Annotated in this window: 15 protein-coding genes; 9 read left to right on the forward strand and 6 right to left on the reverse strand. The window is 71.2% G+C overall.

Annotated features, from left to right (window positions below; translation table 11 throughout):
* Positions 1 to 93: 93 nt before the first annotated feature.
* Positions 94 to 813: a class III extradiol dioxygenase subunit B-like domain-containing protein gene (locus tag ACIQMX_RS32585; RefSeq protein WP_363075812.1), complete on the reverse strand. Its 720-nt coding sequence runs from the start codon at positions 811 to 813 to the stop codon at positions 94 to 96.
* A 302-nt stretch (positions 814 to 1,115) separates the two neighbouring features.
* A complete protein-coding gene (gene miaB, locus ACIQMX_RS32590; RefSeq protein ID WP_363075814.1) occupies positions 1,116 to 2,636 on the reverse strand; it encodes a tRNA (N6-isopentenyl adenosine(37)-C2)-methylthiotransferase MiaB in 1,521 nt (506 codons plus the stop codon).
* Between the two features lie 135 nt (positions 2,637 to 2,771).
* Between miaB and ACIQMX_RS32595 the strand changes: the two genes are divergently transcribed.
* Complete coding sequence (locus ACIQMX_RS32595; protein WP_363075816.1) at positions 2,772 to 3,770, forward strand: TAXI family TRAP transporter solute-binding subunit; 999 nt, start codon at positions 2,772 to 2,774, stop codon at positions 3,768 to 3,770.
* A gap of 135 nt (positions 3,771 to 3,905) precedes the next feature.
* Here ACIQMX_RS32595 and ACIQMX_RS32600 read toward each other — a convergent pair whose 3' ends face one another.
* A complete protein-coding gene (locus tag ACIQMX_RS32600; protein ID WP_363075818.1) occupies positions 3,906 to 5,300 on the reverse strand; it encodes a HAMP domain-containing sensor histidine kinase in 1,395 nt (464 codons plus the stop codon).
* A gap of 15 nt (positions 5,301 to 5,315) precedes the next feature.
* Complete coding sequence (locus ACIQMX_RS32605) at positions 5,316 to 6,008, reverse strand: response regulator transcription factor (protein ID WP_363075820.1); 693 nt, start codon at positions 6,006 to 6,008, stop codon at positions 5,316 to 5,318.
* Positions 6,009 to 6,327: 319 nt separating this feature from the next.
* Here ACIQMX_RS32605 and ACIQMX_RS32610 point away from each other — a divergent pair, with 319 nt between their 5' ends.
* From ACIQMX_RS32610 to ACIQMX_RS32645, 8 genes are all read left to right on the forward strand, one after another.
* Positions 6,328 to 7,116 (forward strand): amino acid ABC transporter ATP-binding protein, encoded by a 789-nt coding sequence (locus ACIQMX_RS32610; RefSeq protein WP_219571647.1) that lies wholly within the window; start codon positions 6,328 to 6,330, stop codon positions 7,114 to 7,116.
* A gap of 69 nt (positions 7,117 to 7,185) precedes the next feature.
* Positions 7,186 to 8,028 (forward strand): glutamate ABC transporter substrate-binding protein, encoded by an 843-nt coding sequence (locus tag ACIQMX_RS32615; RefSeq protein WP_402483542.1) that lies wholly within the window; start codon positions 7,186 to 7,188, stop codon positions 8,026 to 8,028.
* Between the two features lie 74 nt (positions 8,029 to 8,102).
* Positions 8,103 to 8,768 (forward strand): amino acid ABC transporter permease, encoded by a 666-nt coding sequence (locus ACIQMX_RS32620; RefSeq protein WP_402483545.1) that lies wholly within the window; start codon positions 8,103 to 8,105, stop codon positions 8,766 to 8,768.
* Entirely contained in the window at positions 8,765 to 9,655 is an 891-nt protein-coding gene (locus ACIQMX_RS32625) for an amino acid ABC transporter permease (RefSeq protein ID WP_402483548.1), read from the forward strand. The genes ACIQMX_RS32620 and ACIQMX_RS32625 overlap by 4 nt, the downstream gene beginning before the upstream one ends.
* A gap of 259 nt (positions 9,656 to 9,914) precedes the next feature.
* Positions 9,915 to 11,528, forward strand: coding sequence for an FAD-dependent monooxygenase (locus ACIQMX_RS32630; protein ID WP_402483551.1), 1,614 nt, complete (start codon positions 9,915 to 9,917; stop codon positions 11,526 to 11,528).
* 32 nt (positions 11,529 to 11,560) lie between these two features.
* Positions 11,561 to 11,647, forward strand: a complete 87-nt coding sequence (locus tag ACIQMX_RS32635; RefSeq protein ID WP_311605579.1) for a putative leader peptide — start codon at positions 11,561 to 11,563, stop codon at positions 11,645 to 11,647.
* A gap of 74 nt (positions 11,648 to 11,721) precedes the next feature.
* A complete protein-coding gene (locus tag ACIQMX_RS32640) occupies positions 11,722 to 12,258 on the forward strand; it encodes a cysteine dioxygenase (RefSeq protein ID WP_363075830.1) in 537 nt (178 codons plus the stop codon).
* Positions 12,255 to 12,665 (forward strand): rhodanese-like domain-containing protein, encoded by a 411-nt coding sequence (locus ACIQMX_RS32645; RefSeq protein WP_363075832.1) that lies wholly within the window; start codon positions 12,255 to 12,257, stop codon positions 12,663 to 12,665. The genes ACIQMX_RS32640 and ACIQMX_RS32645 overlap by 4 nt, the downstream gene beginning before the upstream one ends.
* Positions 12,666 to 12,768: 103 nt before the next feature.
* On the opposite strand, the gene ACIQMX_RS32650 is transcribed toward ACIQMX_RS32645, so the two are convergent.
* Together ACIQMX_RS32650 and ACIQMX_RS32655 are read right to left on the reverse strand one after the other, a co-directional pair.
* The gene (locus ACIQMX_RS32650; RefSeq protein WP_402483555.1) at positions 12,769 to 15,408 is read right to left on the reverse strand and encodes an FtsX-like permease family protein; all 2,640 of its coding nucleotides are present in this window, start codon (positions 15,406 to 15,408) and stop codon (positions 12,769 to 12,771) included.
* Positions 15,405 to 16,058, reverse strand: coding sequence for an ArsR/SmtB family transcription factor (locus ACIQMX_RS32655; protein WP_402483557.1), 654 nt, complete (start codon positions 16,056 to 16,058; stop codon positions 15,405 to 15,407). The genes ACIQMX_RS32650 and ACIQMX_RS32655 overlap by 4 nt, the downstream gene beginning before the upstream one ends.
* Positions 16,059 to 16,334 lie beyond the last annotated feature (276 nt).

A 16,334-nucleotide genomic window follows, 5' to 3' on the forward strand; every position in this document is an offset into this window, starting at 1 on the left:
ACCGCACGACGACGGCCGTGGAGCGGTACCGCTCCACGGCCGTCGCGCTGTCCGGTTCCCGGCAAGGGTCGCTGTCCCGGCTCCGGGAGAAGGTCAGGCCCAGGCCGCGACCATGTAGCCCACGCCGTACGGCGCGTCGTCGTAGAGCAGCCGCCCGTCCAGCCCGGCCCCTTCGGCAGCGCCCGCGAGCACCTGCCAGGGCGCGCGGCCCGCGGCCTTGAGCTCGTACGCCAGCGCCTCGTCCAGGGCGATGAGCGCGCCCGTGTCCGCCGCCCCCAGCGCCCGCGAGGCCTCCGCGTCGAACCCTGCCGCTCGCTCGTCCAGGTAGCCGGGCGACTTCAGGGTGCGGCAGGCACTGCCGTCACCCATCACCAGCAGCGCGACCCGGTCCGCGCGGGAGGCCAGGGAGCGCCCCGTCTCCGTGCAGCGGGCGGTCTCCAGCCCCTCACCGACACCGAGCGCCTCGACCGGGGTGCCCGCCCATCCGGCACGGGACAGCAGCCACGCGCCGACCGCGAGCGACGGCGCGAGCGGGCGCTCGGCGACCGTGGCGGTCCCCACGTCCCGCCCCAGCCGTACGCCGAGGTCCACACCGAACTCCTGGAAGCCCCCGGTGGCGCCCTCGGGGTGCGTACCGCGGCCCGCAGGACCGGCCGGGCCGATCACGATCAGCAGATCGGGCCGGGAGGCCGCGAGGACCCCGAGGGCATCGGTGCACGCGGTCCTCGCTCCGTCGAGCTCGGGCGCGGCACCGGCGGCGACCTCGGGGACCAGCAGCGGCGGGCAGGGGCAGACTGCGGCGGCGACAAGCATGAGGGGCAGCGTACTGGCCCGCCGCGGGCACACCGCGCGCGGACCTTACAGCGCCGTCAGTCTCAGCCCGGAGCCGAGCAGGAGCCCCGGAGCACGGCCCACCGCAGGCACACCACGCGCGGCCCCTACAGCGCCGTCGGCCGCAGCCGCAGCCCGGAGCCGAGCAGTAGCCCCGGAGCACAGCCCGCCACGGGCACACCACGCGCGGACCTTACAGCGCCGCCAGTCTCAGCCCGGAGCCGAGCAGCAGCACCGGAGCACGGCCCACCGCAGGCACACCACGCGCGGCCCCTACAACGCCGTCAGTCGCAGCCGCAGCCCGGAGCCGAGGTGGCGGGCAGCGGCGCCGGGGCGCCGATTCCGGGCAGGCCGAGCATGACGCCCGCCGGCTTGGCGGCCGCGGCCGCGGTGCGCTTCTCCCAGGCGTCCCCCGAACGGGTCCGCCGGACCCCGAGGGGCGCGCCCTCGGCCAGCAGGTGGTGCGGGGCGGCGTAGCTGATCTCGACGGTCACCACGTCGCCGGGCCGGACGTCCTGGTCCGGCTTGGTGAAGTGGACCAGGCGGTTGTCGGGAGCGCGGCCGGACAGGCGGTGGGTCGCGCCGTCCTTGCGGCCCTCGCCCTCCGCGACCATGACGTCCAGCGTGCGGCCGACCTGCTTCTTGTTCTCGTCCCAGGAGATCTGCTCCTGGAGGGCGGACAGGCGCATGTAGCGCTCCTGGACGACCTCCTTGGGGATCTGCCCGTCCATGTCGGCGGCGGGGGTACCGGGGCGCTTGGAGTACTGGAAGGTGAAGGCGTTGGCGAAGCGCGCCTCACGGACCGCGTGCATGGTCTGCTCGAAGTCCTCCTCGGTCTCCCCGGGGAAGCCGACGATGATGTCGGTGGAGATCGCGGCGTCCGGCATCGCGGCCCGCACCTTGTCGATGATGCCGAGGAAGCGTTCCTGCCGGTACGAGCGCCGCATCGCCTTCAGGACCGTGTCCGATCCGGACTGCATCGGCATGTGGAGCTGCGGCATCACGTTCGGCGTCTCGGCCATGGCCGCGATGACGTCGTCGGTGAAGTCGCGCGGGTGCGGCGAGGTGAAGCGGACGCGCTCCAGTCCCTCGATCCGCCCGCAGGCGCGCAGCAGCTTGGAGAAGGCCTCGCGGTCGCCGATGTCGGAGCCGTACGCGTTCACGTTCTGGCCGAGGAGGGTGATCTCGGAGACGCCCTCGGCGACCAGGGCCTCGATCTCGGCCAGGATGTCGCCGGTCCGGCGGTCCTTCTCCTTGCCGCGCAGCGCCGGGACGATGCAGAAGGTGCAGGTGTTGTTGCAGCCGACGGAGATGGAGACCCAGGCGGCGTACGCGGACTCGCGGCGGGTGGGGAGCGTCGAGGGGAACGCCTCCAGGGACTCGGCGATCTCGATCTGCGCCTCCTCCTGGATCCGGGCGCGCTCCAGCAGCACGGGCAGCTTGCCGATGTTGTGCGTACCGAAGACGACGTCGACCCAGGGGGCCCGCTGGACGATGGTGTCGCGGTCCTTCTGCGCGAGGCAGCCGCCGACCGCGATCTGCATCCCGGGGCGCTTCGTCTTCATCGGGGCGAGCCGGCCGAGGTTGCCGTAGAGCTTGTTGTCGGCGTTCTCCCGCACCGCGCAGGTGTTGAAGACGACGACGTCGGCGTCGCCGTCGGATCCTTCGGGCGCCCGTACGTAGCCGGCGTCCTCCAGGAGTCCCGACAGCCGCTCGGAGTCGTGGACGTTCATCTGGCACCCGTAGGTGCGCACCTCATAGCTTTTTCTGACGTCCACTGCTTCGCTCCGGTTGCCGCTGCTCATGGGACAAGGGTAGGTGCTGCGCGGACACCTCCCGCCGCGGGCGGCTTGCGGACCGCGCACCGGCCGCCGCGGCGGACTGTGAGATCCGACGGCGCCCCTGGCCAGGGCCGGGAACCACCTGGCAGGATCGCCGCCATGCTCCCGGCTCTGTCCCGTATCGGCCGGCGTCGCTCGCTGCGGGCGGGCGCCGCCCTCGTCGTCGTGCTCGGACTGCTGCTCTGGTGGCTGCTCCCGCTCGGGGACCCGGCGCCGAACGGGACGCTGACGTTCAGCACCGGGGTGCGCAGCGGCGTCTACCAGCGCTACGGCGAGCGGCTCGAGGGCGCGCTCGCGAAGGATCTTCCCGAGGTGTCGATACGGCTCCAGACCAGCGAGGGCTCGCAGCAGAACATCGCCCGGGTGGCGACGGGCAAGGCCGACTTCACCATCGCCACCACCGACGCCGTCGCCACGTACCTCCGGGACCGCAAGCCGGGCGCCGACCGGCTGCGCGGCTGTGTCCGCCTGTACGACGACTACATACAGCTGGTCGTGGAGCGCGGCTCGGACATCCGCAAGGTCGCGGACCTGCGGGGCAAGACCGTCGCGGTCGGACAGCCGGGGTCGGGGGTACGGCTGGTGGCCGACCGGCTGATGACGGCTGCGGGCCTGGACCCCGTCGCCGATGTGACGGCCGTGCCCGCGGGCATCGACACGATGCCGAAGCTGCTGGAGGACGGCCGGCTCGACGCGTTCTTCTGGTCCGGCGGACTGCCGACCACAGCGGTCGCGGATCTCTCGGCCCGGTTCTCGATCCGGCTGGTTCCGCTGGAGGATCCGCTCATCAGGCAGCTCCAGGCAGCCGGAGGATCCACCCGGTTCTACCGCTCGGCCGTGATGCCGGCCGACGCCTACCGCAACGCCCAGCAGGGACAGGCCGTTCCCACGGTGGCGGTCGCCAATGTGCTGGTGACCACGGACCGCACCAGCGCCGCGATGACGGAGGCGTTCACGCGTACCGTGATCGACAGCAGGGACCGGATCGGCCGCGAGGTGCACGCCGCACAGCTGGTGGACCTGCGGACGGCAATCTACACGGATCCGCTGCCGCTGCACGAAGGGGCCAAGCGGTACTACCGCTCGGTCAAGCCCTGAGGCGCCGCCACCGCCCGGTCAGGCCCTGAGAAGTAGCCACCCCACTCGGTCAAGCCCTAAGGGGCAGCCACCGACCGGTCAGGCCCGGGGACCGGACCCCGGCGGCCCCGGCTCCTCGACCCTCCTCGACCCTCCTCAGCCCTGCGGCCCGTTGCGCGGGACCGAGACCGTCACGCGCAGCCCGTGCGGTTCGTTCCGTGTGCAGGACAGCGAGCCGTCGCTCGCGGCGAGGAGCGCCTTGGAGATGGAAAGGCCGAGCCCCGACCCCCGTACGTTCTGATGCTGGGAGCTGCGCCAGAACCGGTCGCCCACGCGCTCCATCTCCTGCTCGGTGAGTCCCGGTCCGCCGTCCGCGACGACGACGGTGACGCACGCGCTGTCGGAGGCGACCGTGACCCGGACCTCCTCGTCGCGCGGGGTGAACTTGAGGGCGTTGTCGATGATCGCGTCGAGTGCGCTGGACAGGGCGATGGGGTCCGCCCAGGCGGTGACGGCCCCCATACCGTCCGCCCGCAGCCGTACGCCCCTCTCCTCGGCCACCGGCCGCCAGGACGCGACCCGTTCGGCACTCAGGGCGCCGATGTCCGTGAGCTGCAGATCGGCGTCGGCGTGCTCGGCCAGGGCCAGGTCGAGCAGGTCGTCGAGAACCTGCCCGAGGCGTTTGCCCTCCGTACGCACGGAGGCGATCTCCTCGTTGCCCTCGGGGAGTTCGAGAGCGAGGAGCTCGATCCGCAGCAGCAGGGCGGCCAAGGGATTGCGCAACTGATGGGAGGCGTCGGCCACGAAGGCGCGCTGCTGCTCCAGCACGTCCTCGACGTTGTCGGCCATCTCGTTGAACGACCGGGCCAGACGCCTGAGTTCCGGGGGACCGCCGGAGGCCGCCACCCTGGACCGCATGCGCCCGACGGCGATGTCGTGGGCGGCGGCGTCGAGTGTCCGCACGGGCAGCAGCACCCAGCCGGTGAGCCGGTTCGCGGCACCGACGGCCACCAGCATCGCGATCACCTCCCCCGCGGCGATCACCAGCCAGCCGCGGAGCGTGGCCGCACGCATCTGGTCGGTGGGCGAGTCGATGACGACGACGGCGATCACGTCGCCGTCCCGCACGACGGGCGAGGCGACGACCACCCGGCCGTCCTGCCAGGGCCAGACCTGGGGCGGGTCGTGGCTGCGACGGCCGAGCAGCGCCTCCTTGAACGCCTCGCGGCCCTCGCCCTCGTCGGGCAGCCGCCAGGACGCGGGCGCCTTGGCCATGGCGGTGTCATCGCGGTAGAAGACGCCGGCCCTGATGCCGTACACGGCGTCGTACGTCTCCAACTCGCCCTGGAGCGTGCGGCGCCGTTCGTCGTAGCCGCTGGTGCGTTCGGTGATGAACTGGGCGAGGGCGGCGAAGCGTGCCGTGTCGTCGATCCGGTCGATCACGACGCCCTGTTGCCGGGCCGCGGCCACGCTGACGGCCAGCGGGAAGCCGAGGGCGAGCAGGACGCCCGCCATGAGGACGATGAGCAGCGGGAGCAGCCGGGTGCGCAACGGGAACGTACGCCTCTACGCGGACGGCGCGACGAGTCGGTAGCCGACCCCGCGCACGGTCTCGATCAGGGCGGGCAGCCGCAGCTTGGAGCGCAGGGAGGCGACATGGACCTCCAGGGTGCGCCCTGTCCCCTCCCAACTCGTACGCCACACCTCGCTGATGATCTGTTCCCGGCGGAACACCACACCGGGTCGCTGGGCGAGCAGCGCGAGGAGGTCGAACTCCTTGCGGGTGAGCTGGACCTCGCTCCCGTCGACGCTGACCCGGCGGGTCGGCAGCTCGATGTGCACGTGGCCCAGGCGCAGGGCGGCGGCGGGCGTGGGCGCGGTGTCCTCGGGCCCCGCCTTGCGCCGGCTGACGGCGTGGATACGGGCGAGCAGCTCACCGGTGTCGTACGGCTTGGTCACGTAGTCGTCGGCGCCGAGGTTGAGCCCGTGGATCCGTGAGCGGACGTCGGCCCGGGCGGTCACCATGATCACAGGTACGGAGCTGCGCTTGCGGATCTTCCCGCAGACCTCGTAGCCGTCCTGGTCGGGCAGGCCGAGGTCGAGGAGTACGACACCGAAGGGCTCGGTCTCGGTGGGAAGGAGCGCCTGGAGGGCCTCCTCGCCGCTGCGGGCGTGGACCACCTGGAAGCCGTGCCGGGCGAGGATCGCGGACAGGGCGGCGGCGACGTGGTTGTCGTCCTCGACGAGCAGGAGTCTCATGGGCCCCCTCTTCCTCCTCGTGCGGGCTGTCTGTACGGTCGCGTACGCCTCCCGTTACTTCCCCGTACCGGGGCGTTTCACGTCAGGGTGTACCAGAGCATCCACCCCGATGACGGGGGGCCAGTCAAGTGCGCGCCTGTTGCATCCAGGTTTCCGTTATGCACCCGGTACGCCCCGGGGCACTGAAAGGCGCCCCGTTCACACGGAGTGTCCGGTTGCAGCCGGATCGTTATGCTCAATTTCCGCTCAGATGTAATGACGCTGGTCGCACTGCGTCACTAAGGTCCTTCCCAACCGAGGAGGACGGAGCATTAAGCCGATGAGCGGAGTTTCAGTGACCAAGGGCGCCGAGGACGCTGCACCCGCGGCCGGCGACGACCTGGTCGTGCTGAGCAACGTCAACAAGCACTTCGGCGCGCTGCATGTGCTCCAGGACATCGACCTGACGATCGCCCGCGGCGAGGTCGTGGTCGTCATCGGGCCCTCCGGGTCCGGTAAGTCCACGCTGTGCCGCACGATCAACCGCTTGGAGACGATCGACTCGGGCGCGATCTCGATCGACGGGAAGCCGTTGCCCGCGGAGGGCAAGGAGCTGGCGAGGCTGCGTGCCGATGTCGGCATGGTCTTCCAGTCGTTCAATCTCTTCGCCCACAAGACGGTGCTCGAGAACGTGACGCTCGGCCAGCTCAAGGTCCGCAAGACGGACAAGAAGGCTGCCGAGGACAAGGCGCGTTCACTGCTCGACCGGGTGGGCGTCGGGACCCAGGCCGACAAGTACCCCTCCCAGCTCTCCGGCGGCCAGCAGCAACGTGTGGCGATCGCGCGGGCGCTGGCGATGGACCCGAAGGTCATGCTCTTCGACGAGCCGACCTCCGCGCTCGACCCGGAGATGATCAACGAGGTGCTGGAGGTCATGCAGCAGCTCGCCCGCGACGGCATGACCATGGTCGTCGTCACCCACGAGATGGGCTTCGCCCGCTCCGCGGCCAACCGCGTCGTCTTCATGGCGGACGGGAAGATCGTCGAAGAGGCCACGCCCGACCAGTTCTTCAGCAACCCGCGCAGTGACCGGGCCAAGGACTTCCTGTCGAAGATCCTTCACCACTGATGGAGCCTTCGGCGCCGGTCTCCGGACCGGCCGATCACTCACATCGCGTCAACTCTAGGGAAATTCACCATGCAGCTTCGTAAGGTCACCGCCGCCTCGGCCGCCGTGCTCGCCCTCGCCCTGACCGCCACCGCCTGTGGTTCCGACGACAAGGACGACGCGTCCGGTTCGGGCGGCGGCAAGAAGATCACGATCGGCATCAAGATCGACCAGCCGGGTATCGGCCTGAAGACCCCGGACGGCAAGTACACCGGCTTCGACGTCGATGTCGCCACGTACGTCGCCAAGGAACTGGGCTACGACGCCGCGGACATCGAGTTCAAGGAGACCAAGAGCGCCGACCGTGAGACGGCGATCTCGCGCGGTGACGTGAAGTTCATCGCCGCCTCCTACTCGATCAACGACGAGCGTCTGGCGAAGGTCGACTTCGCGGGCCCGTACCTGCTCGCCCACCAGGACATCCTGGTCCGCGCGGACGACACCTCGATCAAGTCGCCCGAGGACCTGAACAACAAGAAGCTCTGCTCGGTCACCGGCTCGACCTCGGCGAAGAACGTCAAGGACAAGCTGGCCCCGAAGGCCCAGCTCCAGGAGTACGGCGGCTACTCGGAGTGCCTGACCGGCCTGGAGAACAAGGTCATCGACGCGCTGACCACGGATGACAGCATCCTGGCCGGCTATGCCTCGCAGGACGCCAACAAGGGCAAGTTCAAGCTGGCCGGCTTCAAGATGACCAACGAGAACTACGGCATCGGCCTGAAGAAGGGCGACGCCGACCTCAAGAAGAAGATCAACGACGCGCTGACCAAGATGGTCTCGGACGGTTCGTGGAAGAAGGCCGTGGACGCCAACTTCGGTCCGGCGGGCTACAAGAACGAAGAGGCGCCGAAGATCGGCGACGTCGTCAAGTGAAGCAGGGCTGACCGGGCGCGCCGCCACTGACGGCGGCGCGCCGTGCCCTCCTACACGCGGAAGCGCGGGAGATCGTGTTCGACTTTCTTGAAGGTTACGACCTGCTTGGGGCGTTCTGGGTGACGGTGCAGCTCACCGTCTACTCCGCCCTCGGCTCCCTCATATGGGGAACGCTGCTGGCCGGCATGAAGGTCAGCCCGGTCCCCCTGATGCGCGGCTTCGCCACGGGCTACGTGAACGTGGTCAGGAACATTCCGCTGACCGTGATCATCATGTTCTCCTCGCTCGGCCTGTACTCGACGCTGGCCATCAGCCTCGGTGCGAGCGACATCAAGGACATCAACTTCCGGCTCGCGGTCCTTTCCCTCGTTGCCTATACCGCCGCGTTCGTGTGCGAGGCCCTGCGATCCGGCATCAACACGGTGCCGGTAGGCCAGGCAGAGGCGGCGCGGGCCCTCGGCCTGAGCTTTGGCCAGGTGCTGCGGCTGATCATTCTTCCGCAGGCATTCCGGTCGGTGGTCAATCCACTGTCCAACGTCCTCATCGCACTGACGAAGAACACCACTGTCGCTTCCGCGATCGGGGTCGCGGAAGCCTCGTACCTGATGAAGGGCATGATCGAGGCCGAGGCCCAGCTGATTCTGATCTCTGCGATCTTCGCCTTCGGCTTCATCGTCCTGACCCTCCCGACCGGCCTCCTCCTCGGCTGGGTGAGCAAGAAGGTGGCGGTGAAGCGATGAGCTCCGTCCTCTACGACGCCCAGGGGCCGCGCGCCAAGCGGCGCAACATCCTTTACACGGTGCTGTTCGTGCTGGGCGCCGCAGCCGTGGTCTGGTGGGTGTACGACGGCCTCGCTGCCAAGAACCAGCTCGACTGGATCAAGTGGAAGCCGTTCTTCACCAGCTCCCAGCCTTGGGAGACGTACATCTGGCCGGGTTTCCAGAACACGATCAAGGCAGCGTTCTTCGCTCTGATCATCGCTCTGCCGCTGGGCGCCCTCTTCGGGATCGGCCGGCTCTCCGACCACCGGTGGATGCGGATTCCGTCCGGGGTGGTCGTGGAGTTCTTCCGCGCCATTCCGGTGCTGCTTCTGATGGTCATCGCGAACCAGGCGTACTCCGAGTACACCGAACTCGCCCCGGACACCCGCCTGCTGTATGCCGTGGTGACGGGCCTGGTGCTGTACAACGCCTCAGTGCTCGCGGAGATCGTGCGCGCCGGCATCCTCACTCTCCCTTCGGGGCAGACGGACGCCGCCAAGGCGATCGGTATGCGCAAAGGCCAGACCATGGTCTTCGTGCTGCTGCCGCAGGCGGTGACCGCCATGCTTCCCGCGATCGTCAGTCAGCTCGTGGTGATCGTCAAGGACACCGCGCTCGGTGGCGCGGTGCTCAGCTTCCCGGAGCTCTTGGCAGCGGTCCGGCCGATGGCCGCGAACTACGGTGCCAACACCATCGCGTGTTTCACCATCATCGCCGTGATCTACCTCGCGCTGAACTTCGCGCTCACCTCGCTCGCCGGCTGGCTCGAGCGACGGCTGCGGCGCGCGAAGAAGAGCACGGGCGCGGTTGTCACCACCGGCCCCGGGGGCGACATGGAGACGATCGATGCGCCGTCGCAAAACTGATGACTGACGCGCCGTCTGACAGCTCGTCGATCTGACGTCCGCGAGGGGCGGGGGCGCATGCGCCCCCGCCCCTCGCCGCGTCCCGGTGTCACTTGACGCGCGCACCCCCAGTAGGTTGCATACGTTCTGTGATCGCGCCCCGAGCCTCCGCCGCCGCATCTCCTTCGACGCCGCCCTCCGCCTCAAGGGCCGCCCCGGCCTCCTCGCTCCTCCCCCGCGCCTGCGCGCGGCCGGCCACAGGTGTTGCGGGGGCCGCGCCGTGGACCCGGTGATCGTCGTCGGTGCCGGGCCTGTGGGCCTGGTGCTGTCGCTCGCCCTCGCGGCGCAGGGCGTGCCCTCCGTGCTCCTCGACGAGGACCCGGGCAAGGACGAGAAGCGTCCGGCCCGGACGGTCGTCCTGCGCGAGGACACCGCCGACCTGGTCGAACGGCTCGGTTGCAAGACGCTCCACGACGAAGGTCTCCGCTGGTCCGGCTGGCGGTCGATGCGGCGCAGGCAGCTCGTCCGGGAACTGCCGCTCGGCGAGGGCTCCGCTGCCGGCGGTCCGCCGGCAGCCCCCGTCCACATCCCGCAGCACGCGCTGGTGCGAGGGCTGCGGGACGCCGTGGCCGCGCAGGAACTCGTGCAGACGGGCCGGCTCAGCCGCATCGACACCCTGGAGCAGGACGCCGACGGGGTCACCGTCCACACGCGCGAGCCCGGTGCGACCTGGTGGCGCGGGAGTTACCTGGTCGGCTGCGACGGGGCGAGGTCCACGGTCCGCAAGCTCCTCGACATCCGGTTCCCCGGGCGTACCGCGGTTGAGCGGCATGCCGTCGCAGCTCTGCGCACCGAACTGCCCTGGCCCGGCGAAGCCGTACTGCACCGCCTCCCGCCATGGCGCACCGGCGGCGCCGAGGTCACCGCGCGGCCGCTGCCGGACGGGGTCTGGCGGCTGGACTGGCTGCTGCCGCCGCGCGGTGAGCTGGTCACCCCGGACGCCCTGGTCACGCGGGTCCGGGACACCCTGGAAGGCTGGTGCGGCCAGACACCCCCGTACGAACTGCTGGACACCGGCGTCTACACGCTCCATCACCGGCTCGCCCGGCGCTGGCGGGTGAAGCGGGCGTTCCTGGCCGGAGACGCCGCCCATCTGCTCGGCGCCCTCGGTACCCAGGGGGTCGACGAGGGACTGCGGGACGCCGAGAACCTGGCGTGGAAGCTGGCGCTGGCCTGGCACCACGGCGCGTCCGAGGTCCTCCTCGACAGCTACCAGGCCGAACGCCGGGCCGCCGTCGCGTCCCGGCTGCGCGCCGCCGACCAGTCGCTGCCGATACTGCGGGGCGGCGGCGGCCTGCGGACGCTGGTCCCGGGGAGCGCACGGGGGCACGATTCATTGCTGGCCGACGGACATCTGGGCCGCGGCCCCCTCGGTGCGCCCCCGTCCTACTCCCACTCTCCCCTTGCGCCCCCACGCGCCGAGGCGCACACAACGGTGGGTACGCCCCCCGGTGCGCCGGTCGCCGATGTGCGGGTCACCGCGCCGGACGGAACGCCCGTCCGGCTGCGGGAGCGGCTGGGGCAGGGGCATCTGCTGGTGGTACTGGTCGCTCCGGGTACCGGGGTCTGGGACCGACGGCACTGGATGCGGGCCGGGGTCATGCCGCGGCTCGTCGAGACGGTCGACGGCCTCCCGGTGAAGGCCGAGCTGCTGGTCGCCGAGAGTTACCCGGGTGCGTCCGCGCACACGGTGCTGCTGGTCAGGCCGGACGGCCATCTCGTGGAGTCGTTCGGCGGGGTCCGGCCGGCGGAGCTCCGTGCGGCGGCAGACGCGGCGGCCGGCGGCGCGGCCCTCGCCTCCGTACGCTCCGACCGGACCGCAGACGTCAATTGACCGCCGCGGGCGCACATGGTCTACTCCGGAACATGACCGACACCGATGTGCGCCTGTGGCGGAGGGTCCATATGGACCTGGTCCGTTATGCGGGCTGCGTGTGTCGCCCGTCCTGCTGAATCGCCTTCTCCTGCTCCGCCGCGCGCTGTGACGCACGGCAGGGGCATCCACGCGAACTCCCAGGACGGTCCCCGTGTCTGCTTCCTCCTCCCCTGCCCCACCCGTACGCACGTCCTCCGGCCCGACCGCTGCGGAACTGCTCGACTTCGTCCGCCGTACCGCCGCCGACACCGCCCTCGTCGCCTCGCTCCCCCTCGATCCTGAGGGCCGTACCTGGATCCGGCTCGACGGGCCCGGTGGCAGCGAGGCCTGGCTGATCGGCTGGCCGCCCGGCACCGGCACCGGGTGGCACGACCACGCCGACTCGATCGGTGCCTTCCTCGCCGCGGCCGGCACGCTGAAGGAGCACTCGCTCGCGGCGAGGCTGCCCACCGACGGCTGGAAGACCCTGGAGCTGGCCGAGGGCATCGACAGGTCGCGGGAGTTGACTGCGGGTCAGGGCAAGGCGTTCGGCCGGCATCACGTCCACGAGGTGCTGAACGAGTCCGCCACGGAGCACGCCGTCTCCGTCCACGCGTACTACCCGCCGCTGCCGCAGATCCGGCGCTACAGCCGCACCGGCGCGGTGCTCCGTCTTGAGCAGACCGAACGTCCGGAGGACTGGCAGTGAGCGGCGTGCAGCACGAGGACGGCGACCACCCGATCGGGATCGACGGGCTCCTGGAGCGCGTCCGGGCCGGGTACGAGCGGCTCGGACCGCAGGAGGCGAAGGCGGCGGCCGAGGACGGCGCGCTGCTCGTGGACATCCGCTACGCGGAGCTGCGGGCGCGGGACGGGCTGATCCCCGGCGCGCTGGTCGTCGAGCGCAACGAGCTGGAATGGCGGCTGGATCCGCAGGGCAGCCATCGTGCGGCGGAGGCCGTGAGCCACGGACTCCGCGTGGTGGTGATCTGCAACGAGGGGTACGCGTCGAGCCTCGCGGCCGAGTCGCTGCACCGGCTCGGGCTGTACCGGGCTACGGACCTGGTCGGCGGTTTCCAGGCCTGGCGCGCGGCGGGGCTCCCGGTCGACGTGTGACCTGATGCGCGGGCCGGCTCCCGGTCGAGAACTGACCTGATGCACGCAGCGGGGCTACCGGTCGAGGTGTGACCGGGAGCCCCGCCGCACGCGCTGTGGTCGCTCACCGGCTCGTGACGGCCTCCACCGGGCGGGCCCTCAGAGCCATCCTGCCCGGCAGCGCCGTGGCGATCAGCGCGAGCACGGCCGCGGCGCCCACCACCATCGCGTACACCAGCGGCACCACGGTGGGCTCCGCACCGCCCGTCATGCCGATGCTGAAGGCGGTCAGCACGGCGAGCGCGATACCGGTGCCGAGGGCCGTGGCGACGGCCAGGACAGACAGGGCCTCGATGCGGAGCATCCGCAGCACCTGACGGCGGGTCGCTCCCGCCAGCCTCAGCAGCGCGAACTCCCTGAGCCGCTCGGAGACCGACATGGCAAGCGTGTTGACGACCGCGATGGCAGTGAAGGCCAGCACCAGGCCCATGGCCAGCAGGTTGATCTCGGCGTTCTCCTGCTGACGGTCCGCCCGGAGCCGGTCGGCGGTCGCGGGGGCGACGACGGCGACACCCGGGAACCTTCGCAGAGCGGCCGTCAGTTCGCTGCGGCTCGCGTCCCCGGCGACCAGGACGGTCGCGGCCAGGGGATTGTCCATGTGCCGGGCGAGCAGGTCGTGCGGCAGCGTCAGGTCGCCGAAGCCCAGACCGCGCCGGTAGACGGCGGCGACCGTGAGGGTGGCGGGAGTGCCGTCGCCCAGGTGCAGCTTCAGCTCGCTGCCGGGGCGCAGGCCGAGCTGTCCGGCGGCCAGTTCACTGATGGCGGCGGAGCGGGAGCCCGCACTGAACGCGGCGATGGAACCGCGCGTCACGTCGGGGTCCCAGGTGCGGGCGAGACCGGCCGCGGTGACTCCCTGGGCCTGGTACTTGGCGAGCCCGACCCGGACGGTGGTGCGGACCACTTCCGTGGCGGCGGTGACTCCGGGCGTCGTCCGCACGGCCGCCGCGGCTTCCGACGGCACGCCGGGCCCCTGCGCGCCCAGCACCCAGGCGGCTCGGGTGCCTTCGCGGGCCTGGGCGAGGGCGGCGTCGCCGAGGGTGGGCTGGACGAAGAGAACGGTGCAGGCCATGCCGATGAGCAGGGTGAGCGGGGTGACGACGGAGGCCATCCGGGTGGAGTTCCCCCGGATGTTCGCCGTGGCCAGGATGCCGACGTGTCCGGCTGCCCGGTTCACGCCCGCCAGGAGGAACGCGGCGGCCCGGACCAGGAGCGGGCCGAGCAGCGACACCGCCGTGGCCAGCACCACCACGGCCAGGAAGGTGACCGGGGTCGAGGCGGCCTCGGTGCGCAGGATGCTCAGTACCGCGACGAGCACCCCGCCGCCGATGAGCAGGACCAGACCGGCGGCGATCCTGCCCCGGGCCGGGCGGCGGCGCTCGACCGCGGACTCGGCCATGGCCTCGGCCGGGCGGAGGCGGGCGATACGACGGCCGGAGATGCGGGCGGCGGCCCAGGCACCGAGGAGGGTGACGGCGATCGCGGCACAGGCGGGAAGGATGCCGGCCGTCCGCTCCAGCGTCGCCGGAACCACACCCATGTCGATGAATCGACTGTGCAGCCATGCGGCCAGCGGCAGCCCGGCCAGGGCGCCCAGCACCCCGGCGACGGCGCCCACGAGCAGGGCCTCCCGGCCGAGCAGACGGCGGATCTGCCGCGAGGTGGCGGCGATCGTGCGCAACAGCGCGAGTTCGCGGTGGCGCTGCTGGATGGAGAGCGCGAAGGTTCCGACCACCACGAGAACCGCGACCAGCAGCGAGGTCCCGCCCATGGCACCGCCCATGGAGACCAGCTTGACCCTGGCGCCCGCTCCATCCAGGAACTCGACCGGACCGCGTTCGTCCCCCGTCGAGACCTGGGCGGTGGTGCCGTCGAGGGCGCGCACGACCTGCTGCTTCAACTGGTCGATGTCCGTACCGGTGGCGGGAAGCACGCCCAGGGCGGAGACCTGGCCGGGGCGGGCGGCAAGGCGTTCGGCCTCCGCCCCGGAAAAGAACAGCGAGGTCTGCTGCCGCAGTTCGCCGTGTCCGCGCGGGGCGGCGATCCCGCTGACACGGTACGTGCGAGGGGCCTGCGTGGACTGCACGGTCAGCCGGTCCCCGGGAGCCAGGCCGCTTCGTTCGGCGAGACCCCGGTCGATCACCACGTCGCCGGACGAGGCGGGGGCGCGGCCGGCGGTGAGGGCGAACGGGGTGAGCGGGGCGGACTCCCAGGAGTGTCCGTACGAGGGCGTGTCGCCGCTTCCCGCAGGTGCGGGCCGGGCGGACGCCTGGCCGCTCCCACGGTCGCCGCCGCCGCTGCCGCTGCCGCTGCCGCTGCCGCTGCCAGCATGCTCGGGCCGGATCCACAACGGCTCTGCGAGGAAGGTCAGTTCGGGGACGACCGCTCGGACACCCTCCAAGGTGCGGAGCCGATCGGCCAGGGCGACGGGCAGCCAGGCACGCTCGGCGACGGGCTTGGCCTTGTGCTTGACCTTCGTCTTCCCGTTGCCCTTGTGCTTGACGGTGGTCCGGTGGACGTTCTGGTCCGCGGAGACGACGACCGGGGTCGCGGCGTAGCGCTCGGTGGCGATCCGTCCGCGCAGGCCGGTCTCCAGAAGAGTGCCGCATGCGGTGACGAGGGCGGCGGCGCACATGAGGGCCAGCAGCGCGCCGAGGAATCCTCCCTTGCGATCGCGGACCGTGCGCAGGGCGTAGCGCAGCATCATGACGCGTCCGTCTCTCTTTCGTTGTCATCCGTGCGGGCGGCACAGGGGTCATGGACGTCTTCGCCCGGTCCCGGGAAGGCCAGCAGCCGGGTGTGGACCGTGCGGGCGCCCGGTGGCGTCTCGGACTCGGGGCGCTTGTAGCGGTTCATGAGGGCGATGTACGCCTCGAAGAACTCCTGGAGCTCGGGGAGAGTGAGCCGAAGCGAGCCACGCGAGTACGCATGCGCGTCGGCCCACTCGTCGGGCCCCGCGCCGTCTCCGGCAGCCCCGCGCTCGCGCTGGAGCCGCTCGAAGAGTGCGAGGTCGGCGGCGTACGCGTGACGGTTCAGCTCGTCCATGACGAGCCGCATCCCGGGTGTCCGGCGGGACGGAGGCGGAAACCTGCGGTCACCGGGCACGGCCCGCCACCATCGTGCGCGGCCCCCGCCCGGCGCCTGCGGCACGGTGTCGGCGACGAATCCGTACCGGGCCAGTTCGCGCAGGTGGTAGCTGGTGGCCCCGGTGTTCAGGCCCAGGGCACGGGCGAGGATCGCCGATGTCGCGGGGCCGTGCAGGGTGAGGTGCTGAAGGATCTGCTGGCGTCGCGGCTGGGCGAGGGCCTTGAGGGCGGCCAGCTCGGTGATCTCGGTACCGCCGGGCTTCTCTGGCATGCGTCACACACTGCTCTGTGCACAGATGCCTGTGCACTGGAGCGTTCCGGCGTCTTCGTAGGGGGGTTTTCCCCCGAGCCGGGCGTTGCCGGGCCGGGGTCTTCCCCGAGCCGGGCGTTGCCGGGCGTCCCCCTTGCCGGCCTGCCCGTTGCTAACTCCCCGTTCAGAACCTTCCCCCTTGCCGGCGTACCCGTTGCCGACTCCCCGTTCAGAACCTTCCCGTTCCGGACTTTGCCCTCCACCATGCCCGGGCACGCACATCCCCGGCCCGGGCAC

The sequence above is a fragment of the Streptomyces sp. NPDC091416 genome (assembly GCF_044756845.1).
Lineage (GTDB): Bacteria > Actinomycetota > Actinomycetes > Streptomycetales > Streptomycetaceae > Streptomyces.